This window comes from Kribbella yunnanensis, from assembly GCF_039529655.1.
Taxonomy (GTDB): domain Bacteria; phylum Actinomycetota; class Actinomycetes; order Propionibacteriales; family Kribbellaceae; genus Kribbella; species Kribbella yunnanensis.
Genome location: NZ_BAAANF010000002.1, coordinates 504,547 through 530,100 on the forward strand (window position 1 = coordinate 504,547; position 25,554 = coordinate 530,100).

The window sequence follows — 25,554 nt, forward strand, 5'->3', positions numbered from 1 at the left end:
CCGTCACCTACCCAGCAGCGGGATCAGCCGTTCGGCGATGACTCGGTAGCCCTCGGGGCCGGGATGGACACCGTCTGTGTAGAGGGCTTCGGCTTCAGCACTGGTGAGGATGGTGCGGCCGTCGATGATGCGGACGGCTGGGTCTACTCGGGCTCCGCGTTCTACGCAGGTTCGGACGTCTTCGAGGGTGAGGCCTACCGCGTTGGGCGTGGTTTCGCGGTCGGGGACCACGAGGGGCGTGATGACGACGATGGGGGTCTGCGGGTGGCCGTCGCGGACTGTCCGCACGAAGGACTCGACTTGGCTGGGGAGGGTTCGGCCGCTGTAGGTTGCGCCGCCGTAGATGTTGACGCCCAGGCACAGCGAGATGAGCTGGGCCGGGGTGTCGCGGATGGTGCGGGCCGCGACCGGGTCCAGGTGGCACTCGCCGGACAGGCCTAGGCACGTGAGGTGGTAGCCGTGGTGCCGGGCTACCAACGCCGGCCAGGTTTCGGAGGGACCGGCGGCGCCGCCGGCTTGGGTGATGGAGCTGCCGTAGGTGGTCCAGCGGGGGCCGGTTGCCGGGAGCGGTTCGGTTGGACCGTCAAAGCTGAGGCCGCGTACGGCGACTCGGCCGAGTTGTGGCAGCCAGATCTCGACCGACCGGGGACCGCCGGGTGGGAGGTCGATAGTCAGTTCCTGCTCGCCTTCGCCGATCTCGCAGCGGCGGTGGAGTTCGCCGTCGACCAGGACATCCAGCGGCGCGACCCGCTTCGCGATACCGCGCGTCGCCCGTAACTCGACGCGGACCGCCAAAGCCGTCGTACTCCAGCGGCCGCAGACGCCGGCGGGTGTTCCGGCACGTTCCCAGAGGCGTTGGCCGGGGCGGTCAGGGTCGCCGATCCACTCGGTCAGGGCGAGGTCTTGGCCGCGGGGGTCGAGGCGCCAGTACGTCGTCCAGCCGTCGCCGTCGGTTTCCGCGTACTGGTAGCCGGTCCATAATGCCTCCGTCATCCGTCCACCCTCCGGATAGCCTGCAGTCGAGAAGCACAGCTTATGAGGAGGCCCAATGCCGGTGACCGCTGCCGAGATCGCCGCTCGCTCGCGGGGGATCGCGCCGTCGCTGCACGAGTACCTGCCGCCGACGCCGTTGCTGCCGTTCCACGGTTTCGGTGCGGACCTCGGGATCGAGGTGCTGGCCAAGTGTGAACACCTCCAGCGCACCGGCTCATTCAAGGCACGTGGAGCGCTGGCGAAGATCCTCTCCCTGACCGACGCCGAGCGGCAGGCCGGCGTCGTCACCGCCTCCTCCGGCAACCACGGCCTCGGCGTCGCCAACGCACTGGCCCTCCTCGGCGGACGCGCGATCGTCTACCTCCCCGAGAACGCATCGACGAGCAAGGTCGCCGCGCTCCAACGACTCGGCGCGGAACTCCGGGCCGAGGGCAACGACACTGGCGCCCAGGAGCTGAAGGCACGGGCCTATGCGGACGAACACGGCCTGACCTACGTCTCGCCGTACAACGACGCCGACGTGATCGCCGGCCAAGGAACCATCGGGGTCGAGCTGATCAAACAACTGAAGGGCGAACCGCTGGATGCAGTGGTCGTCGCCGTCGGTGGCGGCGGTCTGATCAGCGGTATCGCAGCGGTCCTCAAGCAACAGCTCCCCGGCATCAAGGTGTACGGCGCCTCGCCGTCAGCCGATGCCGCGATGGCCGAGTCGGCGCGCGCGGGCGAGATCGTCACGGTCGACGCAGCGCCAACGCTTTCCGACGGTACGGCGGGCAGTGTCGAACCAGGCGCGATCACCTTCGACCTGTGCCGGGAACTCGTCGACGAATGGATCCTCGTCGACGAACCCGCGATCCGCGACGCGTTGCGGGCGGTCATCGACACCGAGCACCACCTGATCGAGGGTTCCGCCGCGATGGCGTTCGCGGCCGCCCGGACGCTGACGACCGGCCGCGTGGCCGTGGTGTCGTGTGGCGCCAACATCTCCTCGAAGACGCTGGCCGAGGTACTGGCTTGAGAGAACTGGTCGTCCTCGGCACCGGAAGCCAGGTGCCGTCCCGCGAACGCACCCAGAACGGGTACTTCCTGCGCTGGGACGAGGACGGGTTTCTGTTCGATCCGGGGGAGGGCACCCAACGACAGATGCTGTACGCCGGGGTCGCGGCCGGCGCGATTACGCGGCTCTGCATCACGCATTTCCACGGCGACCACTGTCTCGGCGTACCGGGAATCGTGCAGCGGCTGTCACTGGACGACGTACCGCATGCTGTTCGTGCGCACTATCCGGCATCCGGGCAGGAGTACTTCAACCGCCTCCGGTACGCCGCTGCCTTCTACGAGCGGGCCGAATTGCTGGAGGAGCCGGTCGAGGAAGACGGCTTGCTGGCCGTCGGTTCGTTCGGTCAGTTGTGGGCGCGGCGGCTGGAGCATTCGATCGAATCGTTCGGCTACCAGCTGATCGAACCCGACGGTCGACGGATGCTCCCCGACCAACTGAAGGCCCACGGCGTCGCCGGCCCGGATGTCTCCCGCCTGCAGCGCGCCGGCTCCATCACGGTCGACGGCCGCACGGTTCACGTCGACCAGGTCAGCGAACCCCGTCGTGGCCAGCGCTTCGCCTTCATCATGGACACCCGCCTCTGCGAGAACGTGCTGGCCCTCGCCGACCAGGCCGACCTCCTCGTGATCGAGTCCACCTACCTCTCCGCCGAAGCCGACCTGGCCCGCCGCTTCGGCCACCTCACCGCCCGCCAGGCCGCCCGAGTCGCCCAGGAATGTGGCGTCCGCAAACTCGTCCTCACTCACTTCTCCCAGCGCTACCTGGAACCCGCCCGCTTCCACGAAGAAGCCGCCGCCGAATTCTCCGGCGAAATCGTTGTCGCCTCGGACCTCTCCCGAACCGCGGTCCCCGCCCGGCGTTGACCATCCGCCGACCGACAGGACGTATACGCCCACTGGCCCCCAACGCACTCATGCCTCAGGCGGGCCACGGCGTGTGCCACCCCTATACGTCCTGTCGTTGTGCAGACGATCAAGGGTTGTCGGCGAGGAAGTCGTCGATGAGGGCGTTCACCTCGGTGGGAGATTCGAGGGCGGCGAGGTGGGCGGACTGCTCCAGTACGACGAAGCGGGCGCCGGGGATGGAGTCGGCCATCAGTTCGGTTTCGGCGACCGGGAAGGTCGCGTCCTCGGCGCCGGCGACGACGAGGACCGGGGTGCGGATCTGGCCGAAGAGGGTGTGCTGGTCGGGGCGGTGCGGGACGACGCTGGTGACGGCGTGCAGGCCGGACTTCACGTTCACCTGCTGGGCGAGTTGCTTGACTGTGGCAACGACTTCGGGCTTCTCGCGTTTCGCCGTCGGTCCGAGGAAGGCATCGACCACGGGACCGACAAGCGGACCGCGGATCCCGCCTAGCAATCGGGCCGCCAACGTGAGGAATCCGTACTCGAATTTCTGGCGCGGGTTCGACGGCGAGGCGGTCGCATTCATCAACACAGCAACGCCGATTCGGTCCGGATGCAGAGCGGCGAACGTGCCGCCGATCATCCCGCCCCAACTGTTGCCGATGACATGGACCTTCTCGACACCCAACTCGTCGATGATCGCCACGATGACGTCCGCGCACTGCTCAAAACTGAACGGCCCCGCAAGATCCGAGCTCCCACCGTGCCCCGGCGGATCCACCAGCACCACCTGATAGCGGTCGGCGAAATGCGCGATCTGCCCAGCCCACAACGTCCCGTCCATCAGCAGACTCGGCCAGAACAGCATCGCTTCCCCGGATCCCCGTACCCGCACGCGGATCTTCCCCAGCACCGTCTCGACGTACCGATCCTCGACCCCGGTCAACGACATGACCGCACGCTACCGCTCAGATACTCGGTACGGCGAGAGTCAGCCGCTGCGCGAGGTCGCGGACGTGGGCGATGAGCTCAGGCGGCGACTCGATGTCGAAGGGGTGGCCGAGAAGGCCGACGTACAGGGCGAGTTCGTCGAGCGAGTTGGAGCCGGCCTCGACCCTGGTGGTTGCGGAGTCGATCGCGGTCACGGTGGCGACGTTGGGGCCGAGTTGGTCGGCGACGACCTCGGCGGGGGCCTGAATGCGGAAGACGGCCTGGTAGCGGTAGCCGGCCGATGCGGTCTTGGTCTCGGGGACCTCGCGTGGTGTGAAGCGCGGTCCGGTGGGGATCACCGGCTGCACGCGGTCGAGGCGGAAGGTGCGCCAGTCGGTGCGGTCGAGGTCCCAGGCGATCAGGTACCAGCGGCGACCGGTATTCACCAGGCGATGCGGTTCCGTCGTACGGCGGGCTTCCGTGCCGTCGTGGTTGCGATAGTCGAACCGCAGGCGCTGGTGATCGCGGCACGCCTCGGCGACCGCCAGCAGCACATCCGGTTGGACCGCGGCCGCCCCAGACGGTGTCACCGCGACGCCCTGAAGCAGCTTGACCCGATGCCGCAACCGCGAAGGCAGAACCTGCTCAAGCTTGGTCAGCGCACGAACCGACGACTCCTCGATCCCGGCAACCGTCCCACCGGCAGCCTGCCGAAGACCGACCGCCACGGCGACAGCTTCCTCGTCGTCGAGGAGCAGGGGCGGCAATGACGCCCCGGCGCCCAACCGATAACCAGCCACGCCCGGTACGGCGTCGACCGGGTAGCCGAGGTTGCGCAGCTTCTCCACGTCACGCCGGACGGTTCGCGGGCCGACGCCGAGCTCGGCGGCCAGGGCGGCGCCGCTCCAGTCCCTGGGGGATTGGAGCAGCGACAGCAGTTTGAGGAGTCGTGCGGAGGTTTCCAGCATGCGCAGAATTCTTTCCGGTCGCCTAGGACAGGAGTTGACCTAACTGGCTGGAAGACTACAAGACATGACGACGATCAAGCCCTTCCGCATCGACATCCCGCAGAGCGCACTCGACGAGCTGGCCGCGAAACTGGCCGCCGCCCGGCTCCCCACCCCGCTGCCCGGTGACGACTGGACCACCGGCGTACCGGTTGCGTACCTGACCGAGCTGGTCGACTACTGGCGGACCAAGTACGACTGGCGGGCCGCGGAGGCCGAGCTGAACGCGTTCCCGCAGTACACGACCGAGATCGAGGGCCAGCAGATCTACTTCCTGCACGTGACCTCGGCCGAGCCGAACGCGCTGCCGCTGCTGCTGACGCACGGGTGGCCGGGCTCGGTGGTCGAGTTCCTCGACCTCATCGGTCCACTAACGAACCCGGTCGCCCACGGCGGCGACGCGGCCGACGCGTTCCACGTGGTCATCCCGGCGCTGCCCGGATTCGGGTTCTCCGGTCCGGTCTCCGAGGGTGGTTGGACCGCTGACCGGATCGGCCGGGTCTGGGCCGAGCTGATGAACCGGCTCGGGTACGACAAGTACGGCGTACAGGGTGGTGACATCGGTGGTGCGGTGTCACCCGAGGTGGCGCGGGCGGCTCGCGAGCACGTGGTCGGCGTCCACACGAACGGCGGGCCCGGCCCGATGCCGCCGCTCCCGCTGGCTGATGAGGAGCTGCAGAGCCTGAGTGCGCTGGAGCAGGATCGTGTCGCGCGGATCGGCAAGTTCATGCAGGAGGAGTTCGGCTACATCGCGATCCAGGCGACCCGCCCGCAGACGCTCGGCTATGGCTTGGTCGACTCGCCGGTCGGGCAGCTGGCCTGGATTATGGACAAGTTCCACGCCTGGACCGACCCCAAGAACGTCATCAGCAACGACCGCCTGCTCACCAACGCGATGCTCTACTGGCTGACCGGTACGGCGAACTCGGCGGCGTACGTCGGTTATGCGCAGGCGCAGGCCTGGGGAGCCGGCAAGGTGAACTCCGGCGTCCCCACCGCTGTACTGGCCTTCGCCCACGACGTGCCGGTCCGCAAGTACGTCGAGCAGGAGAACACGGTCACCCGCTGGAACGACATCGACCACGGCGGCCACTTCGCAGCCCTCGAAGAGCCCGAGCTGCTGGTGGCCGACGTCCGCGAGTTCTTCAGCGACCTTCGCTAGAAGTCACCTGAAGATTGCCCTGGGCCTCCAGGGAGAGGTCCTGCCAGTCGGACCAGGTCTTCAGGCGGTCGGCGTAGGCCTGCTGGATCATCGGGTAGAACCCCAGGCCGAAGAGGATCCGGAGCGGCGGGTTGTCCGAGTCGACGATCTTCAGCAGGGCCTGCGCTGCCGCGGCCGGGTCACCCGCAGGCTGCTTTCCGGCTATTGCGCCGAGCCGCTTGCGCAGGTCGTCGTACGCCGGACTCGGCTGGGCCATGTGGTCATTGGCCAGCGGATCCGGGTTCTTGCCCTTCCTGGTGGCGAAGCCGCCGGGCTCGACGATGGTGACCTTGATGCCGAACTCGGCGACCTCCTGCGCGAGAGCTTCGTTCAGGCCTTCGAGGGCCCACTTGGACGCGTGGTACGCGCCGCCGAGCGGCATCGCGATGAGCCCGGCCGCCGAGGACAACTGGATGATGTTGCCGGAGCCCTGCTCCCGCAGGTAAGGCAGTGCGGCCTTGACGACCCACACCGCACCGAACAGGTTGGTCTCCAGCTGGTCCCGCAGTTCCTGCTCGCTCAGTTCCTCGATCGCGCCGATCTGGGCGAAACCGGCGTTGTTGACGATCACGTCCAGCCGGCCGAAGTGCTCGTGGGCCCGCTGCACACTCTGGTCGACGGCGGCCTTGTCGGTCACGTCCATCTGCAGCGGGAGCAGCGCGTCGCCGTACTCCGTCACCAGCTCCGCGAAGCTTTCCGTCGTCCGTGCGGTCGCCGCGACCTTGTCGCCGCGCGACAAAGCGGCCTCGACGAACTCGCGGCCCAGACCCCGCGACGACCCGGTGACGAACCAAACCTTGCTCATAGGCTCTTCCTTCTCTCGTTGGATTCGCCCACAAGACGCCGCCCGCCCACTTCCTGTGACAGCTACGACGAGTGACCCGAGCCACACCGCCACCCGCAATGGATCCTCCGTCAGTAGTCGGTCGAGGTGGACAGGTGCGCCCAGGCAGCGGTCTCGTCGGCCCGCTCCTGGGCGCCTTGCTGGGCGCGGGTGAAGGCGTCGGTGCCGAGGAGGAGGCGGATCGGGGGCTGGTCGGCATCGACCACCTGGAGGATGGCTTGGGCTGCCTTCGCGGGGTCGCCGGCCTGCTTGCCGTCGGCCTCGACGCGATAGCGGTTCATCGCGCCGACGGTCTCGTCGTAGTCGGGGTGGGTCGGGGCGATCGTCATCGACGAACCGCCCCAGTCGGTCCGGAAGGCGCCCGGCTCGATGATCGTCACCTTCACACCGAACGGTTTCACCTCGTTGTTCAGTACCTCGGAGAACCCCTCGACGGCGAACTTCGCGGTCTGGTACGCGCCCATCCCCGGCGTCCCGCCGACCCGGCCGCCGATCGATGAGAACTGCAGGAAGTGCCCACTCTTCTGCTCGCGGAACACGGGTAGCGCTGCCTTCGTCACGTTCACCACGCCGAACAGGTTCGTCTCCACCTGGGCGCGGAAGTCATCGTCGGGGGTCTCTTCGATCGCGGCGCTGTTCGCGTAGCCCGCGTTGTTCGCGACCACGTCGAGGCCGCCGAACTCGTCCACAGCAGTCTGTACGGCGGCCCGCGCGGCCGCCGGGTCCGTCACGTCCAGCGCGACTGCCCGCACCTGATCGCCGTACTTCGTGACCAGGTCGGAGAGCTGCTCGGGGGTCCGCGCTGTCGCGACGACCCGGTCGCCAGCCGCAAGCACTGCCTCGGCCAGCGCACGCCCGAGGCCACGGGAACTACCGGTGATCAACCACACCTTGCTCATTGTCAGTCCTAACTAACCAAACGGTTGGATACTTCATGAGCATATAACCAACCGGTTGGTTATATGATTCCCGCATGCAGCAGCGGAATGCCGACCGGACCCGAAACAAGATCCTGGCCGCGGCCACCGAGGAGTTCGCCGAGCGCGGGATCGCCGGCGCCCGGGTGCAACGGATCGCGGAGGTGGCCGGGTGCAACAAGGCCATGCTCTACGCGTATTTCGGCAACAAGGACGGGTTGTTCGACGCCGTCTTCAGCGCCTCCGTCGACGAGTATCTGGAGGTCGTCGGCTTCGACACCGAGGATCTTCCGGCTTACGCGGGGCGACTGTTCGACTACTTCGAGGACAACCCCGCGCGGTTGCGGCTGACCAGCTGGTACCGGCTCGAGCGGCCGGACGGTGAACCGCTCGAGGCGATCATTGCGGTGAACCAGCACCGACTCGACGAGCTCGATCGCGCGCAGCGCCGCCGTACCGTGTCGAAGCAGTTCTCGTCGGTCAGCCTGCTGCCGTTGATCCAGGCGATCGCGACGAGCTGGTCGTCGATGACACCTGAGTACGGCGCGGCCACGCCTAGCCGAGCTTCGCGGCGGAAGGTTGTGATCGCGGCGGTGGAAAAGATTCTCAGCTGATTCATTGGTTGACCCGAGTCTGTTCTCAGATCCGCGAGCTCTACTCGTACCAGAAGGAACTGGGCTGAGGAGGGCAACGGCAATGAGCGACGGTGCGGGACAGCAGGACGACCAGCAGGCACAAGGGCCGCGGCCCGATCAGGGTCCGCGACCCGAGTGGAATGCTCCGCGGGCGGAGGAAGAGACTCCGCGGCGGGCGATCCCGCTTCCGCCCGGACCGCAGTACCAGCAGTCCACTCCGAACCAGCCGGCACCCAATCAGCCGGCACCGAACCAGCCGGCACCGAACCAGCCGGCACCGAACCAGCCGGTGCCGAATCAGGGTTGGCAGAACCCGGGATGGCAGTTGCCGGGGGCACCTGTTCAGGGATCCCAGTATCCGCAGCCGGTGCAGCATCCGCAGCAGGCACAGGTGCCGGCGCCGTACGGCGGCTGGCACAGTGGCGGTGGTTATCCACCGGTGCCCGGTCAGGTCATCGGTTCCGGTCCGGCCAAGCCGCCGCGGAAGAAGAAGCGCCGGTTGCTCGCTGCTGGTGCGATGAGCATCGCGGCGTTGCTGGTCGCTGGATCGGTTGCCTGGGGCATCGATCAGCAGGTTGGCGGTTCGCACGGTTCGCAGTTGTCGCAGACGCAGTTCGACCCGGCCGCTGTCGCGTCGAAGGTGTCGCCTGGGTTGGTGAACATCAACACCGTGCTCGGGTTGGAGAATGCGAAGGCTGCGGGTACTGGCATCGTGCTGACTTCGGATGGCGTGATCCTGACGAATCACCACGTCATCGAGGGTGCGACGTCGATCACGGTTACGGATGTGGGCAACGGTAAGACGTATGTCGCGACTGTGGTCGGGTACGACGAGGACCACGACATCGCCGTACTGAAGCTGAAGGATGCCTCGGGTCTGCAGACCGCGAAGCTCGGGAACTCCGACAACGTCAAGGTCGGCGACCAGGTGGTCGGGATCGGGAACGCGGGTGGCAAGGGCGGTACGCCGACGTACGCGGCCGGCAAGATCACCGCGCTGAACCAGGCGATCACCGCGACCGACCAGAACGGCCAGGACCCCGAGAACCTGAAGAACCTCCTCCAGACCGACGCGAACATCCAGGCCGGTCAGTCCGGCGGCCCGCTCGCGAACGCCAACGGCGAGGTGATCGGCGTCGACACCGCCGGCAACAACGGCGGCAACGGCGGCCAGGGCAACCCCGGCCAAACCTCCGCCGGCACCGCCACCAACTCCAACCCCCACCTAGCCGCCGACGGCGACGGCTTCCCCCAGAACCCGTACGGCGACCCCGGCACCGGCGGCCAGTGGAACGGCGGCCAGGGCTACGGCGGCCAGGGGTACGGCGACCCGGGTCAGGGTAACCAGGGCTACGGGGGCCAGGGTGACGGCAGCCAGGGTGACGGCAGCCAGGGTTATGGCGGGCAAGGAAATGGCGGGCAAGGAAATGGTGGTCAAGGGAACGGCGGACAGGGCGGTAGCGGTACCGGCGCCCAGGGGTACGCGATCCCGATCAACCAGGCGATGGACATCGCCAAGAAGATCCAGTCGGGCCAGGAGTCCGCGGACATCCACATCGGCGCCGACCCGCTGCTCGGTGTCTCGATCGTCCCGAACGCCGGTGTCCAAGGTGCCGCGATCCAGGACGTGATCCCGCAGGGCAAGGCCGACGAGGCCGGCATCACCGCCGGCGACGTCATCACCTCCTTCGACGGCAAGCCCGTCACCTCACCCGAGACCCTGTCCGAGCTCCTCGACCAGCACCACCCCGGCGACAAGGTCGAGGTCGCCTGGACCGACCAGCAAGGCCAATCCCACAAAGCCACCATCGAACTAGTCACCGGCCCAGTCCGCTAACCCACCCACCGGCCCACCCGGCACCAACCCGCCCGCCGGACCACCCGGCATCAACCACCCCGCCGGACCACCCGGCATCAACCACCCCGCCGGCCCATCCCGGCTAACCACCCCGCCGGCCCGGCCGGCACCAACCCCAACCCGGGTCGCCAGCACCACCCCCTTGCTCGGCGGCCCGCACCGGGCCCGGCGCGTCTCCCCCTCCCCGAGGCGCCCGGGCCCGCTTTCACGTCCCACCCCACCCCACCTTGAGCAGCGTTCGACCATGGGCGAGCCGCTGATGTGGTTGGTGGCTTCTCAAAGTGGCGTTTCGCGCCCAAAGAGCTGCCGACCCACCTTTGCGCGTGGATCTTTGGGCGCGGATCGCGTCTTTGAGTACCTGTCGACAGTGGTGAGCGCGTCGAGATGGTTGGTGGGTTCTCAAAGTGGGGGTCTGTGCTCAAAGAGCAGCCGACCCACCTTTGGGCGTTAGGTGAGGCGGGGGAGGGGGCTGGGGTGTTCCGCAGGGTGGAAATGGGTGGATGGGGTGGTGAACAGGTGTTTACTGTGGTGGGGTGAGGGCTCGGGCGGTGCTGGGGGTTTTGGGGTCTTGTGGGGTACTGGTTTCGGTCAGTCAGACGATTGTGGTGCCGCTGTTGCCGGAGTTTCCTGGGATTACGGGGAGGTCGGCGGCTGATGTCAGCTGGTTGTTGACGGTGACGCTGCTGACTGGGGCGGTGTTTACGCCGCTGCTCGGGCGGGCTGGCGACATGTATGGCAAGCGGCGGGTGTTGTTGGTTGCGTTGAGCTCGATGGTGGTTGGGTCGCTGTTCTGTGCCACGAGTTCTGACTTGCCGCTGTTGATTGTTGGGCGGGCGTTTCAGGGGGCCGCGATTGCGGTGGTGCCGCTGGGGATCAGCATCCTGAGGGATGAGTTGCCGCCGCGGCGGGTGATTCCGGCGATCGCGTTGATGAGTTCGACGCTTGGGGTCGGGGCGGCGTTCGGGATTCCGGCTGCGACGTTGGTGGTCGAGTACTGGAACTGGCACACGATGTTCTGGATCTGCGTCGGTCTTGGCGTGCTCGACATCCTCTTGGTGCTGCTGCTTGTCCCCGAGTCCACCGTCAGGACCAGCGGGCGGTTCGACATTGTCGGCGCACTCGGGCTCGCGGCGTTCCTCGTCTGTCTGCTGCTTGCGGTTTCGAAGGGCAGCGCGTGGGGCGCCGGCCCGACGATCGCGCTCGCGCTCGGCGCAATCGCCGTCGTACCGGTCTGGGTTTGGTTCGAACTCAGGACAGTCTGCCCCCTGGTCGATCTGCGGGTCTCGTCCCGCCCCGCAGTCCTGTTCACGAACGCCTGTGCGTTGCTGATCGGGTTCGCGTTCTACGCCAACTCGTTGGCGACTGCGCAGCTCGTGCAAGAGCCGACCTGGACCGGATACGGGCTCGGGGCATCGATCGTGGTGAGCGGTTTGTGTCTGTTGCCAGGCGGGGTCGCGATGGTGTTGTTGTCGCCGGTTTCGGCGCGGATCTCGACCGCACGTGGGCCCCGGTTCAGCCTGGCGATCGCGTCGGTGCTGATGGCTGCCGGGTACGTCGTTCGGTTCTTCACGAGCCATTCGATCGCCGGGATCGTGCTCGGTGCGACCGTGGTGTCGGCCGGTACGGCGATTGCGTATTCGGCACTCCCGGCTCTGATCATGCATGCTGTGCCGGTGACCGAGACGGCGGCTGCCAACGGCCTCAACACCCTGATGCGCACGGTCGGGACCGCGATCTGCAGCGCGATCGTGGCCACCGTGCTGACCACTGTGACCGTGTCGAAGGGCGACCGCGTCGCCCCGACGCTGTCGGCGTACCTGATCGTGTTCGCGATCGCCGGCTTGGCCGCGGCGGTCGCTGCGGGGCTGGTCGCGTTGATCCCGGGCCGCAGGCCGGCGGGTGCGTCGTGATCGACCCAGGCCGTACGGCGATCCTTCGCGCCGCTCGGCGTGCGTTCGCCCTGCAGCCGTACGCCGCGGTGACGTTGCGCGGGATTGCCGCAGACGCCAACGTGAGCGCGGCACTGATTGTGAAGCACTTCGGCAGCAAGGAAGCGCTCTTCGAACGAGTCGCGGATTTCAGCGAGGCCGCGGAACTGCTGCTCGCGGCGCCGGATGCCGAGCTCGGTGCGCATGCTGTCCGGACGCTGGTCACCTATCGCCGGGACAACGGCCTGGATCTGCTGGTACGGGTGATCTTCGCGGCCGGCGGTGGTGACGAACGCGCCCTGATTCGCGAACACTTCCGTGATCAGGTGACCCGCGCCTTCGCGAACCGCCTGACCGGCCCGGATGTCGACCTCCGAGCGGAATTGATCACCGCCCAACTGCTCGGTCTCAGTGCCGCGATGGCGATCGAGAAGACCGGCTCGGCCGCCACCGCGGAGGCCGAGCGGATCGTCGACCTCTACGCCCCGGCGATTCAGGCGCTGATCCACTAGCTCGAAATATGAACAGGTGTCTCGTACGCTGGACATTGAGGCAGTCATCCTGCTGTGACGCCGCTAACATGGTGCGACCGGCTCGAGAGGCGCTGCAACGGATCTTTACGATCCGCCACGCTCGGGTGGGGCCTCGTTGGGGAGGCACGTTGCAAGGGCGCCTCCGGAGCGAATCTGGAGGTGACGCGACGGATGAGAATTGACCGGGGCGGCGGGGTGGGGCAAGCAACAAGCACAGCGAGACTTCGGGAGCTGTTGTCGGAGCGAGTGGCGGTGCTGGACGGTGCCTGGGGCACGATGTTGCAGGGCGCCAAGCTGACCACCGAGGACTATCAGGGTGACCGTTTCCGCGATCACACGCATGACGTCACCGGCGACCCCGACCTGCTGATTCTGACCCGTCCGGACCTGATTCTCGACGTCCACCGGCAGTACCTCGCGGCCGGCGCCGACATCACCACCACGAACACCTTCACCGCGACGAGCATCGCGCAGGCCGACTACGGCCTGGAGGCGTACGTCCACGAGATGAACGTGCGCGGCGCGCAGCTCGCCCGGCAGGCGGCTGACGAGTTCGGTGACCGGTTCGTCGCCGGTTCGATCGGCCCGCTGAACGTGACGCTGTCGTTGTCCCCCAAGGTCGACGACCCGTCGTACCGGGCGGTCACCTTCGAGCAGGTCAAGGCGACGTACGCCGAGCAGATCGCCGCACTGGCCGAGGGCGGTGTCGATCTGCTGCTGATCGAGACCATCTTCGACACGCTGAACTGCAAGGCTGCGATCGCCGCCGCCCAGGAGGTCGCGCCGCATCTGCCGTTGTGGATCTCGGTGACGATCGTCGACCTGTCCGGCCGCACCCTGTCCGGGCAGACCGTCGAGGCGTTCTGGAGCTCGATCGAGCACGCCGACCCGCTCGTCGTCGGCGTCAACTGTGCGCTCGGCGCGGCCGAGGCGCGTCCGCATGTCGCCGATCTGTCCCGCTTCTCCGACACGTTCGTCGCGGCGCACCCGAATGCCGGCCTGCCGAACGCCTTCGGTGGGTACGACGAGACTCCGGACCAGACGGCTGGTTTGCTGCACGAGTTCGCCGAATCGGGCCTGGTCAACATCGTCGGCGGTTGTTGCGGGACGACGCCGGCGCACATTGCCCAGATCGCGACCGCGGTCAAGGGCCTGCCGCCGCGGCCCGTCGTACCGACTGATCACACCACCCGCTTCTCCGGCCTGGAGCCGTTCAAGATCAGTGCCGACACCGGCTTCGTGATGATCGGTGAGCGGACCAACGTGACCGGATCGGCGCGGTTCCGCCGGCTGATCGAGGGGGACAACCACCAGGCCGCGGTCGACGTGGCGCTGGAGCAGGTCCGCGGTGGCGCGAACCTGCTGGACGTCAACATGGACGCCGACCTGCTGGACTCCGAGCAGGCGATGACCACGTTCCTGAACCTGATCGCGACCGAGCCCGAGGTGGCCCGGATCCCGATCATGATCGACAGCTCGAAGTGGTCCGTGCTCGAGGCCGGCCTGAAATGCGTGCAGGGCAAGGGCGTCGTCAACTCGATCAGCCTGAAGGAGGGCGAGGAGGAGTTCCTCGACCGGGCCCGGCGGATCATGTCGTACGGCGCGGGTGCGGTCGTGATGGCGTTCGACGAGCAGGGGCAGGCCGACACGGTTGAGCGCAAGGTGGCGATCTGCGGCCGTGCGTACGACCTGCTGACCGGGATCGGTTTCCCGGCCGAGGACATCATCTTCGACCCGAACGTGCTGGCCGTTGCGACCGGCATGTCCGAGCACAACGGCTACGCGAAGAACTTCATCGACGCGTTGCCGTTGATCAAGGAACGCTGTCCGGGTGTGCACATCAGCGGCGGGATCTCGAACCTGTCGTTCTCGTTCCGTGGCAACGACGTCGTCCGCGAGGCGATGCACTCGTCGTTCCTGTACCACGCAGGCAAGGTCGGCCTGGACATGGGAATCGTGAACGCCGGTCAGCTGGCGGTCTACGAGGACATCCCGAAGGACCTGCTGGAGCTGGTCGAGGACGTCATCTTCGACCGTCGTGACGATGCGACCGACCGGCTGGTTTCGTTCGCCGAGAACGTGAAGGGCAAGGGCACCAAGCGCGAGGTCGACCTGAGCTGGCGCGAGGGCACGGTCGAGTCGCGGCTGTCGCACGCGCTCGTGCACGGGATCGTCGACTTCATCGAGGCCGACACCGAGGAGGCCCGGCAGAAGCTGCCGCGGCCGCTCGAGGTGATCGAGGGTCCGCTGATGGACGGGATGAAGGTGGTCGGCGATCTGTTCGGCGCCGGCAAGATGTTCCTGCCGCAGGTGGTGAAGAGCGCGCGCGTGATGAAGCGTTCGGTCGCGTATCTCGAGCCGTACATGGAGGCGGAGAAGGAGCAGGCCCGGCTGGAGGGTCGCGCTGAGGCCGTCCGCGGTCAGGGCAAGGTCGTGCTGGCCACCGTCAAGGGCGACGTCCACGACATCGGCAAGAACATCGTCGGTGTGGTGCTGGGCTGCAACAACTACGAGGTCATCGACCTCGGTGTAATGGTGCCTGCGGCAAAGATTCTCGACACGGCTATCGCTGAAGGTGCCGATGCGGTTGGGCTGTCCGGTCTGATCACGCCGTCGCTGGACGAGATGGTTGCGGTGGCCAGTGAGATGCAGCGCCGCGGACTCAAGCTGCCGCTGCTGATCGGTGGCGCGACCACGTCGAAACAACACACTGCGGTTCGCATCGCTCCGGCGTACGAGAAGACGACCGTGCACGTGCTGGATGCGTCGCGCGTGGTCGGCGTGGTGTCGGATCTGCTGGATGACGACCGGGCCGAAGCGCTTGCCATCAGCAACGCTGCGGACCAGGAGCGGCTGCGTGAGCAGCACGCCAACAAGCAGCGCGCACCACTGCTGACCGTGGAGCAGGCTCGCGCGAACTCCGAGCCGGTCGAGCACGGTACGCCGCCGGTGCCGGCATTCACGGGATTGCGCCGGGTGTCGCCGAGCATCGAGACGCTGCGGGCGATGGTCGACTGGCAGTTCCTCTTCCTGGCTTGGGAATTGAAGGGTAAGTACCCGGCGATCCTGGACCAGCCGGTGGCGCGCGAACTCTTCGACGACGCGAACACGTTGCTCGACGAGATCGTTGCCAACGGCTCCTTCACGGCCGAGGGCGCGTACGGTTTCTGGCCGGCGCACAGCGAGGGTGACGACATCCTGCTGGACGGTCTGGATGTCTCGTTCCCGATGCTGCGGCAGCAGACCGAGAAGCCGGCCGGTCGGCACAACCGATGCCTGGCGGACTATGTGGCGCCGGCGGATGACTACCTCGGTGGTTTCGGGGTGGCGATCCACGGGGCCGAAGCGCTGGCGGCGACGTACGAGGCGAAGAACGACGACTACCGCGCGATCATGGTGAAGGCGCTGGCCGACAGGCTCGCCGAAGCGTTCGCCGAGTGGATCCACCTGGAGGCGCGGAAGGCGTGGTTCGAGCCGGATGCCGAGCCGCTGCTGGAGGACCTGCACGCGGAGCGGTTCCGCGGGATCCGGCCGGCGCTCGGGTACCCGGCGAGCCCGGATCACAGTGAGAAGCGCGAGCTGTTGGAGCTGCTCGAGGCCGACAAGCTGGGGCTGGAGCTCACCGAGTCGTTCGCGATGACCCCGGCGGCCGCGGTCTCGGGTCTGATCTTCCAGAACCCGGCGTCCCGCTACTTCAGCGTCGGCCGCCTGGGCAAGGACCAGATCGAGGACTACGCGCGCCGCCGCGGAGAAACCGTCGAGGAAATCGAGCGCTGGCTCCGCCCGAACCTCGCCTACGACCCGGCTTAACTGGGGCCGGGCTCGGCCGGGCCGGCCGGCCCCGACCTGGGCCGGCCAGCTCCTCGCCGACCGGCCATCTTCTCCCCGACTGGCCGGCTCCTTCCGACTGGCCTGGTCCGGAACTAGCCTGACCCACATGACCGTGACTTTGCGCCCAGCCGTGCCTGCTGACTCCGACGCTATCGCGTCCATCTGGCATCTCGGCTGGGCCGACGGTCACCACGGGCATGTGCCCGACGAGTTGGTCGCCATCCGCACCAAGGAGTCGTTCTGGACTCGTGCTGCGGACCGGATCGGCGACGCCACGGTCGCGGTCGTGGGTGACGACATCGCCGGGTTCGTGATGGTGGTCGACGACGAGGTCGAGCAGGTGTACGTCTCGCGGGACCACCGAGGTTCGGGCGTGGCGGGCATCCTGCTCACCGAGTCCGAGCGGCAGGTTGCGGCCAACGGGCACGGCGAGGCCTGGCTGGCGGTCGCGACCGGCAACGCCCGGGCCCGCCGGTTCTACGAGCGCTGCGGATGGACCGACGGTGGGCCCTTCGACTACCCAGCGTCAGTCGAGCGCGGCACCCTCCCGATCCCGTGCCATCGCTACGTCAAAGCCGTGACATCTGTCAGCTGAGTCGCACCCCGGACGGGTTTAGGTTGCAGAAGCAAGCCAACTCGTTCTGGGAGAGGTCATCATGGGTATCCGCATCTCGCGGCGGATGGTTGCCGTCGGTACGGCGGCAGTCGCGCTGACGTCGGTGGTCGGTGGGGTCGCGTACTCGGCGGGAGTCGCGACGAAGCAGCCGGCCATTCAGACGTCGACACCGCACAGTGAACGCAATGTCACGAATATCGACGTACTGCGGCAGCAGCTGCGGAACTACTACGGCGATCCGCTCGGATCCGGGACATTCGGTGCCGACAGCAACTATGCGCGCGAGGCCGGCTCGGTGGCCAAGGCGGGACAGCGGTGGATCTCGGCGCAGCACCACACCAAGAAGACCAAGGCGATCCTGCTGGACGTCGACGACACCTCGCTGGCCACCTGGAACTACGAGATCGCGAGCAACTGGGCGTACAACCCGACGACCAATGCGGATTACGTGCTGGGGCAGAAGTTCCCCGCCGTACCGGGGATGGTGGACCTGGTGAAGACCGCTGAGCGAGAGGGTTATGCGATCTTCTTCCTGACCGGCCGTGGCGCCGCGCAGGAGCAGGCGACGCTGGGCAACCTGACCGCAGATGGCGTCGGGATCGATGCCGGATACCCGAAGCCGACCACTCTGCCGAACGGCGAGGACGGTCTGTTCACGAAGCCCGCGCTCGCCGACTACCCGGCGTACTTGAAGACGGCCTGTGCGGCAGACCCGAACGGCGCCTGTACGACGATCCACTACAAGTCGGCCACCCGCGCGCACATCGAGTCGCTGGGCTACGACATCGTCGCGAACTTCGGCGACCAGTACTCCGACCTCAAGGGTGGGTACGCCGACCGTACGTTCAAGCTGCCGAATCCGAACTACTACCTGCCCTGAGCAATCCGGCCGACCAGCTCGCGGCGGCTGCGGACACCGACCTTCGTGAAGATCGACTTCAGGTGACTCTGCACGGTGTGCGGTGACAGATGCAGCCGCCCGGCGATCTCGCGGGTGTCGTTGCCCTGCAGGATCAGCTCGGTCAGCTCCCGCTCGCGCGGGGTGAGCCCGTAGGCGGCCGAGATGAGAGGTGCGATCGACGGTACGGCGGCCGCCTGCAGGACCACTGCCACGCGCTGGTCCCAGGCGGTCTCCGCCGTCGCCGGGGCGGCGTGGACCTGGATCCACTGACCGGATTCGCCCAGCATCCGCGCGGTCGCCTCCTGGCCGGTGAGGCGGACCCGCTCGACGACCGAAACCACCTCGTACGGCAGCCGGTCGGCGGTCACCGAGCCCTCGAAGCCGAACTCCTCGAGCCAGCGCGCGGTCGACGGCGTGTGCGACTCGACCCGGCGGTCGCTGTCGAACACCAGTACGCCGGGCCACAGATCCGCACCTGGTCCCGCGGCCCGTGCGTGCACACCTGCTGCCCGAAAGGACAAACCCAGCAGGGGTGCGATCACGTTGGCGAAATCGCGTTCCTCCGGGGTGAAATCGCCCTGGCGGAAGAACGAGGCACAGCCCCACGGAATGCCGTCCACGACGAACGCCGTCCGCAGTTCGCCGGTCATCCCGACTGGTTCGAGCAGAGCGACGTACCGGCTGCTTTTGCGTAGTTCGCCACCGGTCGCCTCGCTCAGGATCCCGGCGTGCCGGGGTGCCTTGAACAACGAGGCGAACGAGTTGTAATCGTCATACAGGTAAGCGATTTCGGCGATCTCCGCGGTCGGCGCCGGCATCTTCTCGGCCGAGTACCGGGTCTCGATCAGCGTGCTCGGATCCATCGCGTGCCAGCAGCTGCTGTCCCGCGGCAGCGCGCGGCGCAGGACCTGCTGGGCCTCGTCGAAGAGGTCGGCCAGCGGCAGCTTCGCGGCCGCCAGTGAGACCACCTGGTCGTAGGCGCGGAAGTGGGCAGCGTGGTTCACCTCTCGATGGTCACACACGCTCAGCGGGTGGCGGTATCCCTTAAATGTGGCATGGCCGCCGGGCCCGGCGGCTGGTTAGCGTAACCGCGTTCGTACTTCGTCTTCCTTGGGGGAACCAATGCCTGCAGCAACCACCGTGTTCACCGCCGTCGACACGCAGGACTTCGACGCCTTCGCCGCGATGCTCGCCGACGAGTCGACGTTCGTGTTCGGCAACCAGGAGCCGTTCGTCGGGATCGAGGCGATCCTGGCCGGGAACGCGGCGTTCTTCACGGCGGTCCAGCGGACCGAGCACCACATCAACCGGGTCTGGACGGTCGGCCCGACCACCCTCGCCGAGACCGACGTGACCTACACCCGCCTCGACGGCAAGGAGGTCACCCTCCCCGCGCTCAGCACCTGGGACGTCGACGAGGCCGGCCTGATCACCAGCTACCAGGTCTTCGCCGACCTCACCCCGGTCTTCGCCCCCTGATTCACCGCGGGAGTACGCCGGTCAGCAGCGTGGTGAGCTGCTCACGCAAGGTCGGCTCGAACTCCATCCGCAGTGGCGCGAGGGAGGGGTCCGCGCAGAATGCGGCCAGCAGGGCCGGGGTGGGATGGGCGTGGGTCCACACCGCCCCGGCCAGCATGCTTGCCGGTGGGATGAACCGCATCGCGCCCTCGCGCCCGATCTCGGGCAGCGCGATCGTGACCAGTTCGATCATCCGGTCGTAGCCCACGGCGGCCGATCGTTTGAAGGCCAGCGCCGTCTCGGTCGAGATGTTGCGCTCCAGGACTGACGCCTGACTGCTGATCAGGTCGCAGAGCACCGGGCGAGCGCTGATCGTGCTGACGATCACCTCGACCAGCAGGTCGGCACGCTTGGCGAGCGGCGCGGACGACGGCATCGCCGCGATCCCGGCGGCCAGGTCGTCCACCCAGGACGTCAGCTCGGTCGCGGACAGCTCCAGCAGCACGGCTTCGCGGGACTCGAAGTACTTGAGCACGTTCGACTTGGCCAGGCCGACGCGGCGGCTCAGCTCGTTCAGGCTGACGTCGTTGACCGGCATCTCGGTCAGCATCTCCGCGGCGGTGGCCAGGATCGCCTGGCGCCGGACCGCGCGCTGCTCCTCGCTGCGGGCGCGCTGGAAAGTCGTCACCCTCACATCCTACAGACCAACGGTCTGTTGTTATCGAACCAGCGGTCTGATAACGTCTTCCATAACAGACCATCAGTCTCTTATGGAGGATCCGATGTACGTCGTCCCCGACCAGACCGGCAAGCTCGCCGTCGTCACCGGTGCGAACAGCGGTACCGGCAAGGAAGCCACCAAGCGCTTGGCCGCAGCCGGCGCCCAGGTCGTGATGGCGGTCCGGACCGTCGCCAAGGGCGAGGCCGCCCGCGCCGAGATCCTCGCCGAGGTCCCCGGCGCCCAGCTCGAGGTCCGCCGCGTCGACCTGGCCGACCTGGCCTCGGTGCGTGAGTTCGCCGACGGCCTGATCGCCGACGAGTCGCACCTCGACCTGCTGGTCAACAACGCCGGCGTCATGCACCCGCCGAAGCGCTTCGGCACCGCCGACGGCTTCGAGCTCCAGTTCGGCTCGAACTTCCTCGGCCCGTTCGCGCTCACCGTCCGCCTGCTACCGCTGGTGCTCGCCGCGCCCGCACCGCGCGTTGTGACGATGAGCAGCGGTACAGCGAACTACGGCCGCATCCGCTGGGACGACCCGAACTGGCAGCAGCGCTACAACCCGTTCCTGGCCTACGCGCAGTCGAAACTCGCCGACCTGATGCTGAGCAACCACCTCGCCAAACTCGCCACCGACCGCAACTGGAACCTGCTCAGCGCCGCCGCCCATCCCGGCTACACCCGCACCAACCTCCAGACGGCTGGGGCTTCCCTCGGCAGCAACCGTTCGAGCGAACCCTTCATCAACCGCATCCTCGGCCCACTCCTGCCTTCCCAGGAAGTTGCCCAGGGCACCGAACCGCTGTTGTTCGCCGCCACCAGCCCCGAGGCCCAGCAAGGCGCGTACTACGGCCCGTCCGGAAGGTTCCACCTCGTCGGCCCGGTCGAACTCGCCAAGGCGCCGAAGCGCTCCCGCAACGAGTCCGACAACGCCCGCCTCTGGTCACTCGCCGAATCCCTGACCGACGTGGCCCTCCCGGCGAAAGTGGGCTGACTACTTCTTCTTGGCAGCGTTGAGCGCGGCCACCGCCCGCCCGCGGTACGCCGTGATCACATCGGCGAGCGGATGTTCCTGCGACGGATTGGCGATCAGCTTGTCCAGGGTCTGGTAGATCTCCTTCAGGCGCTCGTCGGCGATCGCCGCGTCCGGTGCGTCGATCACCGCCTTCATCTTCGCGGTCACGGCCCGGTCGGCGGCCGTCGACAGCGCGTGGGCGAACTCGAACTTGACCGTCTTCAGTTCGCCGTCCGCGTCGTGCTCGTGACCGGGCTGATCCTTGGCCAGCAACCCGTGCGCCTGCCGGTCGCCGAACTCGACCTGCTTCTTCTGGATGTGCTCGTCGAGCTTCTCGGCGGCGGTGCGGAGCAGAAGCACACCGCCACGGCTGCCGAGGACGGTGCCGAGGCCGCCGACGGCAGCTCCCTTGGCCGCGTCGGTGATCGGACCGAAGGCGCTCGGCTGCTCGATCCCACGCTGGAACCCGCGCTTGGCGCCGTCGTACACCGCGCCCGGTAACGCGTAGGCGACTGCGCCGGCCTGGTTGATCGCGCCCATCAGGTCTTCCATGGCGCTGTCGTGCTTGACCGGCGACTCGTCGCCGAGCTGAACCTGGTCGGGCGTCGGCGAGTTCTTGCTGCGGCCGGCGAGTTTGTCCACCAAGGGCATTTCGGCGTCGATCTCGTCGGCCGCACCACGGATCTTGTGCGACAACGCGTGCATGCTGTCGGTCTTGCCGAAGGTCGCGGTGGTCAGCCCGCTGAGCTTGTACTCCACCTCGTCGATCGCGATCTCGACGAAGTTCGAGTGTGACCAGAAGTCCTCCAGGGCGTGCGACGCCCGGCCGATCAGATTCAGCGCCTCGGGCGAGGCCGCGTGGCCGGACGGCGCGGCGCCGCCGGAAGTACGCCGTACCTCGGAAGCTGTCTCGGTGGCGACCGCGGTCGCGGGCAGGGCTCCGGTGAGCGGCGCTGCTGTGTTCTGGTCCGGCTTGTCCAGTACGGCGCGCATCGCCTTCGAGTGGTCCGCCGCGGCTGCGGTCTGGCCGCGCGCGAGCTCGGGATGGGTCAGCTGGGCGGCGTTGAAGAGCATCTCCTTGATGTACTCGCGGGAGATGTACATGTGCGGCGGCAGCCCACCGGTGTCCAGCGGGCCGAGCTCGGCGACCTTGTCGTTGGCCGCGGTCGCGGCCGGGTTGTCCATGTGCTCGTAGAACTTGTAACCGCCGTACGACGTGCTGTCGGCGAGCTTGCCGGGGTCCGCGAGCGCCGCGTCGATGATCGCCTGGCAGGCGTTGTGGAACGCGGTGATCTCGGTGTTGGTGAGCCGGCCGTCCTTGGCGGCGAGCTTGACCGCCTTCCACTCCAGGATCGCGTTGCCGAGCGCGGGGTGGGCCTGGGAGAGGTCGCGTTCCCAGTTGGCGGCGTAGATCAGGCCGATCTCGTCCGGCGTGAAGCCGGAGCCTTCGAGGCCGTTGACGACCGAGGTGCGGTGGTAGCGGGGGTCGAAGTGCTGGACGGCCAGCTGTTTCGGGGCGGGGAGGGCGGCGAGTGAGCCGGAGGCGGCGGTGCGGGAGTGGGCGATCGACTCGGCGCCGGCTTCCAGGGAGTCGTGGCCGCCCGGTGCGCCGGTGCTTTGCTGGACTACGTGGCCTAGTTCGTGGGCGAGGACGTGGTCGCCGCGGGGTGTTCCGGGGGAGATCCCCGGAGCCAGGTGGACGTCGTGGCCCTCGGTGAGGCCGTGTACGCCGGCTGACGCGGCGCGGGTGCTGTCGCGGTGGATGGTGGTGGGGGAGAGGTCGAACCCGGTGACGCCTTCGACCTGGCTGCGGACGGTCGACTCGGGGGCGCTCATCATCGCGCCGGCGACCGCTGCGTTGCCGGCCAGGCGGCCGAGGTCTTGGATGCGGGACTGTTCCGGGGTCAGCGTTTCGGTCTCGTGGGTGTGGCCGACTGAGTTGCTGTCGAGCTCGTCGTCCTTCTCCGCCGACTTCCGCATCGCATCCCCTCCGCCCGGACTACCGACGGTAGCTGGGCGCCGACGTACGTCGTAAGAGACAAACGGGCATCGCAACCTGCACCCTAAGGAGATGAGCGAGTGGTCGTTTGGCGAGATCTACGAGTCGTATGTGGGCCGCTGGAGCCGGGTGGTCGCCGAGGAGTTCGTCGGCTGGCTCGACCAGCCCGCAGGATTGCGCTGGCTGGACGTCGGTTGCGGGACGGGTGCGTTGACGAGCACCATCCTGCGGACGGCGAACCCGGCCTCGGTGCTCGGTGTCGACCCGTCGGCCGGCTTCGTCGGGTACGCGCGGCAGACCATCCCGGACGCGACCTTCGAGGTCCGCGCGGCCGACAACCTCCCGGACGGCCCGTACGACGTGGCGGTGGCGGGCCTGGTCCTGAACTTCATCCCTGAGCGCGTCGAAGCACTCCGGCGGATGCGCGAAATCAGCCCGACTGTCGCCGTCTACGTTTGGGACTACGCCGAGGGCATGCAGCTGATGCGGTACTTCTGGGACGCGGTGGTCGCCCTGCGCCCGCAGGATCGCGAGTACGACGAGGCCCCGCGCTTCCCGTTCTGTACGGCGGAAGGCCTGACCGGCCTGTTCACCGAGGCCGGGTTCGACGCGACCGAGACCCGGGCGATCGTCGTACCGACTGAGTTTGCGTCGTTCGACGACTACTGGCAGCCGTTCCTCGGCGGGCAGGGCGTCGGACCGGCGTACGTGCGCACGCTGGACGAGGCGGATCGCGATGCGTTGCGGGAGGACATCAGAGCTCGGTTGCCGATCGAGGCCGACGGGTCGATCCGGCTGACCGCACGAGCCTGGGCGGCTCAGGCGTCGAGGTAGTCGCTCCGTAGTAGGCCGAAGAGTAGGTCGTCGGTCCACTCACCCTTGATCCAGGTGTGCGACCGGCGCAGACCTTCGCGCTGGAAACCGACGCGCTCTAGCAGTCGCGCGGAGGAGGTGTTGCGGGCATCGCACTCGGCCGAGACGCGATGCAGGTTCTTCGCCGTGAACAGATGATCGAGCAGCCCGCGCACGGCCTCGGTCGCATACCCCTTGCCCTGGTACGCCGGTGCGAGCGTGAACCCGAGCTCGGCCTGCATCAGGTTCTCGTCCAGGTGCAGTCCGAGATCCCCGATCAGTACGCCGTCCAGGTCGACGGCGTACTGGAACCAGCCGGGCGCATCCGGATCGCCGTTGCCGAAGCCGGTGACCGTGGTCAGCGCCTCCGGCTCCCGGACCGGCGCCTCCCAGGACTGGAAGCGGGCGACTTCGGGATCCGATCGGTATGCCGCGAACGCGGTCGCGTCGCCAGGAGTGAAGCGGCGCAGCGTCAGCCGCTCGGTCTGCACGAACATCTCGCCATCATGTCAAACCGCGGCCGTCGGCTCCGTCTGATTATCGAGAGGAGTATGCCGATGAGATTCCTGTTGATCGTGCACGGGGAAACCCGCGCTGACCTGCGCAGATCCGTCTTCGAGCAGGCCGCCCGCGAGGCCGGTGAACTGGTCGGCGGTGAGCTGCTGGCGCACCAGCAGCTCACCGTGACTGTGCCCGATCGGGCCGGCCCCGAGGACATCGACGCGTACTACGTGATCGACGTCGACAGCCCAGCGCGCGCGGTCGAGCTGGCCCGGCTGCTACCCGACGCCTGCCTGGAAGGCCGGTACGTCGAGATTCGCGCGATCATGCGGCCGGCCGGGGAGCTCTAACGCAGTACGTCGAACCACAGATTCGTGCCCGCGGTCGTGGATCGTGGTTGGAGGCGGACCGTGCGACCGCCCGGTTCGTCGAACACTCGGGTCCCGGCGCCGAGGAACACCGGCGCGATGATCAGCAGCACCTCGTCGAGCTCGCCGGCCGCGATGCACTGCCGGGCGATGTCGGCGCCGATCACGTTGACGTACTTGTCCCCGGCCGCCGCCTTCGCCATGGCGATTGCCTCAGGCAACTGATCGACGTACGTGACACCCGGTTCCGGCGTACTCGGCAGGCGGTGGGTGACCACGAAGAGCGGTCCGTCCCAACCGCCGCCGAACGCCTCACCTTCACCGGGTTCACCCTTGTGCGGGTCGTCGCCGTCGTGCGAACGGCGGCCGACCAGGATCGACCCGATCCGCGGAATCAGCTCGGTGACCTCGGGGTTCGGGCCGAGATAGGGGCGCATCCACTGCATGTCCCCGTCCGGTCCGGTGATGAAGCCGTCGGCCGACATCGTCACCGAATACAGCAGCTTGGCCCTGCTCGCTCGTTTGTCCATAGTCGTTGAGACGA

Annotated in this window: 24 protein-coding genes; 14 read left to right on the forward strand and 10 right to left on the reverse strand. The window is 67.6% G+C overall.

The features are described 5' to 3' along the window. Window positions 1–3 precede the first annotated feature (3 nt). Window positions 4–993, reverse strand: a complete 990-nt coding sequence (locus ABD231_RS03855) for a GDSL-type esterase/lipase family protein (RefSeq protein ID WP_344145191.1) — start codon at window positions 991–993, stop codon at window positions 4–6. A 55-nt stretch (window positions 994–1,048) separates the two neighbouring features. Between ABD231_RS03855 and ABD231_RS03860 the strand changes: the two genes are divergently transcribed. Both ABD231_RS03860 and ABD231_RS03865 read left to right on the forward strand, forming a co-directional pair. Then, window positions 1,049–2,011, forward strand: a complete 963-nt coding sequence (locus ABD231_RS03860; RefSeq protein WP_344145193.1) for a pyridoxal-phosphate dependent enzyme — start codon at window positions 1,049–1,051, stop codon at window positions 2,009–2,011. Further along, entirely contained in the window at window positions 2,008–2,916 is a 909-nt protein-coding gene (locus ABD231_RS03865) for a ribonuclease Z (RefSeq protein ID WP_344145194.1), read from the forward strand. The genes ABD231_RS03860 and ABD231_RS03865 overlap by 4 nt, the downstream gene beginning before the upstream one ends. A gap of 109 nt (window positions 2,917–3,025) precedes the next feature. Here the strand turns inward: ABD231_RS03865 and ABD231_RS03870 are convergent, their stop codons facing one another. Next, a complete protein-coding gene (locus tag ABD231_RS03870; protein ID WP_344145195.1) occupies window positions 3,026–3,850 on the reverse strand; it encodes an alpha/beta fold hydrolase in 825 nt (274 codons plus the stop codon). A 16-nt stretch (window positions 3,851–3,866) separates the two neighbouring features. Further along, a complete protein-coding gene (locus tag ABD231_RS03875; RefSeq protein ID WP_344145197.1) occupies window positions 3,867–4,796 on the reverse strand; it encodes a helix-turn-helix transcriptional regulator in 930 nt (309 codons plus the stop codon). A 64-nt stretch (window positions 4,797–4,860) separates the two neighbouring features. Here ABD231_RS03875 and ABD231_RS03880 point away from each other — a divergent pair, with 64 nt between their 5' ends. After that, window positions 4,861–5,997 carry an epoxide hydrolase family protein gene (locus ABD231_RS03880; RefSeq protein ID WP_344145199.1) on the forward strand — a complete coding sequence of 379 codons (1,137 nt, stop codon included), beginning with the start codon at window positions 4,861–4,863 and terminating at the stop codon, window positions 5,995–5,997. On the opposite strand, the gene ABD231_RS03885 is transcribed toward ABD231_RS03880, so the two are convergent. After that, complete coding sequence (locus ABD231_RS03885) at window positions 5,981–6,841, reverse strand: SDR family NAD(P)-dependent oxidoreductase (protein ID WP_344145201.1); 861 nt, start codon at window positions 6,839–6,841, stop codon at window positions 5,981–5,983. The two genes, ABD231_RS03880 and ABD231_RS03885, sit on opposite strands and share 17 nt — an antisense overlap. Before the next feature lie 110 nt (window positions 6,842–6,951). Beyond that, the gene (locus ABD231_RS03890) at window positions 6,952–7,779 is read right to left on the reverse strand and encodes an oxidoreductase (RefSeq protein ID WP_344145203.1); all 828 of its coding nucleotides are present in this window, start codon (window positions 7,777–7,779) and stop codon (window positions 6,952–6,954) included. 74 nt (window positions 7,780–7,853) lie between these two features. On the opposite strand from ABD231_RS03890, the gene ABD231_RS03895 reads away from it, so the two are divergent. The 7 genes from ABD231_RS03895 (at window position 7,854) to ABD231_RS03925 (ending at window position 18,078) form a co-directional block, all read left to right on the forward strand. Then, window positions 7,854–8,411 carry a TetR/AcrR family transcriptional regulator gene (locus ABD231_RS03895; RefSeq protein ID WP_344145205.1) on the forward strand — a complete coding sequence of 186 codons (558 nt, stop codon included), beginning with the start codon at window positions 7,854–7,856 and terminating at the stop codon, window positions 8,409–8,411. Between the two features lie 82 nt (window positions 8,412–8,493). Continuing rightward, window positions 8,494–10,269, forward strand: coding sequence for a S1C family serine protease (locus ABD231_RS03900; protein ID WP_344145207.1), 1,776 nt, complete (start codon window positions 8,494–8,496; stop codon window positions 10,267–10,269). A 569-nt stretch (window positions 10,270–10,838) separates the two neighbouring features. Continuing rightward, entirely contained in the window at window positions 10,839–12,200 is a 1,362-nt protein-coding gene (locus ABD231_RS03905; RefSeq protein ID WP_344145595.1) for an MFS transporter, read from the forward strand. Beyond that, a complete protein-coding gene (locus tag ABD231_RS03910) occupies window positions 12,197–12,730 on the forward strand; it encodes a TetR/AcrR family transcriptional regulator (protein WP_344145209.1) in 534 nt (177 codons plus the stop codon). The genes ABD231_RS03905 and ABD231_RS03910 overlap by 4 nt, the downstream gene beginning before the upstream one ends. A gap of 192 nt (window positions 12,731–12,922) precedes the next feature. Further along, window positions 12,923–16,561, forward strand: coding sequence for a methionine synthase (gene metH / locus ABD231_RS03915; RefSeq protein WP_344145211.1), 3,639 nt, complete (start codon window positions 12,923–12,925; stop codon window positions 16,559–16,561). A gap of 127 nt (window positions 16,562–16,688) precedes the next feature. Beyond that, window positions 16,689–17,177, forward strand: coding sequence for a GNAT family N-acetyltransferase (locus ABD231_RS03920; RefSeq protein ID WP_344145213.1), 489 nt, complete (start codon window positions 16,689–16,691; stop codon window positions 17,175–17,177). 61 nt (window positions 17,178–17,238) lie between these two features. After that, entirely contained in the window at window positions 17,239–18,078 is an 840-nt protein-coding gene (locus ABD231_RS03925; RefSeq protein ID WP_344145215.1) for an HAD family acid phosphatase, read from the forward strand. Here ABD231_RS03925 and ABD231_RS03930 read toward each other — a convergent pair. After that, a complete protein-coding gene (locus ABD231_RS03930; RefSeq protein ID WP_344145217.1) occupies window positions 18,066–19,103 on the reverse strand; it encodes a helix-turn-helix transcriptional regulator in 1,038 nt (345 codons plus the stop codon). The two genes, ABD231_RS03925 and ABD231_RS03930, sit on opposite strands and share 13 nt — an antisense overlap. A gap of 118 nt (window positions 19,104–19,221) precedes the next feature. Between ABD231_RS03930 and ABD231_RS03935 the strand changes: the two genes are divergently transcribed. Beyond that, window positions 19,222–19,578, forward strand: coding sequence for a nuclear transport factor 2 family protein (locus ABD231_RS03935; RefSeq protein ID WP_344145219.1), 357 nt, complete (start codon window positions 19,222–19,224; stop codon window positions 19,576–19,578). Window position 19,579: 1 nt separating this feature from the next. Here ABD231_RS03935 and ABD231_RS03940 read toward each other — a convergent pair whose 3' ends face one another. Then, complete coding sequence (locus tag ABD231_RS03940; RefSeq protein ID WP_344145221.1) at window positions 19,580–20,245, reverse strand: TetR/AcrR family transcriptional regulator; 666 nt, start codon at window positions 20,243–20,245, stop codon at window positions 19,580–19,582. 94 nt (window positions 20,246–20,339) lie between these two features. Here ABD231_RS03940 and ABD231_RS03945 point away from each other — a divergent pair, with 94 nt between their 5' ends. Further along, window positions 20,340–21,269, forward strand: coding sequence for an SDR family oxidoreductase (locus ABD231_RS03945; RefSeq protein WP_344145223.1), 930 nt, complete (start codon window positions 20,340–20,342; stop codon window positions 21,267–21,269). On the opposite strand, the gene ABD231_RS03950 is transcribed toward ABD231_RS03945, so the two are convergent. Then, window positions 21,270–23,270, reverse strand: a complete 2,001-nt coding sequence (locus ABD231_RS03950; RefSeq protein ID WP_344145225.1) for an eCIS core domain-containing protein — start codon at window positions 23,268–23,270, stop codon at window positions 21,270–21,272. Window positions 23,271–23,361: 91 nt separating this feature from the next. Here ABD231_RS03950 and ABD231_RS03955 point away from each other — a divergent pair, with 91 nt between their 5' ends. Further along, window positions 23,362–24,123, forward strand: a complete 762-nt coding sequence (locus tag ABD231_RS03955) for a class I SAM-dependent methyltransferase (RefSeq protein WP_344145227.1) — start codon at window positions 23,362–23,364, stop codon at window positions 24,121–24,123. Here ABD231_RS03955 and ABD231_RS03960 read toward each other — a convergent pair. After that, the gene (locus tag ABD231_RS03960) at window positions 24,108–24,638 is read right to left on the reverse strand and encodes a GNAT family N-acetyltransferase (protein WP_344145229.1); all 531 of its coding nucleotides are present in this window, start codon (window positions 24,636–24,638) and stop codon (window positions 24,108–24,110) included. The two genes, ABD231_RS03955 and ABD231_RS03960, sit on opposite strands and share 16 nt — an antisense overlap. 60 nt (window positions 24,639–24,698) lie before the next feature. Here ABD231_RS03960 and ABD231_RS03965 point away from each other — a divergent pair, with 60 nt between their 5' ends. Continuing rightward, on the forward strand, window positions 24,699–24,992 hold the full coding sequence (locus tag ABD231_RS03965; protein ID WP_344145231.1) for a YciI family protein: 294 nt from the start codon (window positions 24,699–24,701) through the stop codon (window positions 24,990–24,992). Here the strand turns inward: ABD231_RS03965 and ABD231_RS03970 are convergent. Further along, on the reverse strand, window positions 24,989–25,540 hold the full coding sequence (locus ABD231_RS03970) for a dihydrofolate reductase family protein (RefSeq protein ID WP_344145233.1): 552 nt from the start codon (window positions 25,538–25,540) through the stop codon (window positions 24,989–24,991). The genes ABD231_RS03965 and ABD231_RS03970 overlap by 4 nt on opposite strands. Between the last annotated feature and the right edge of the window lie 14 nt (window positions 25,541–25,554).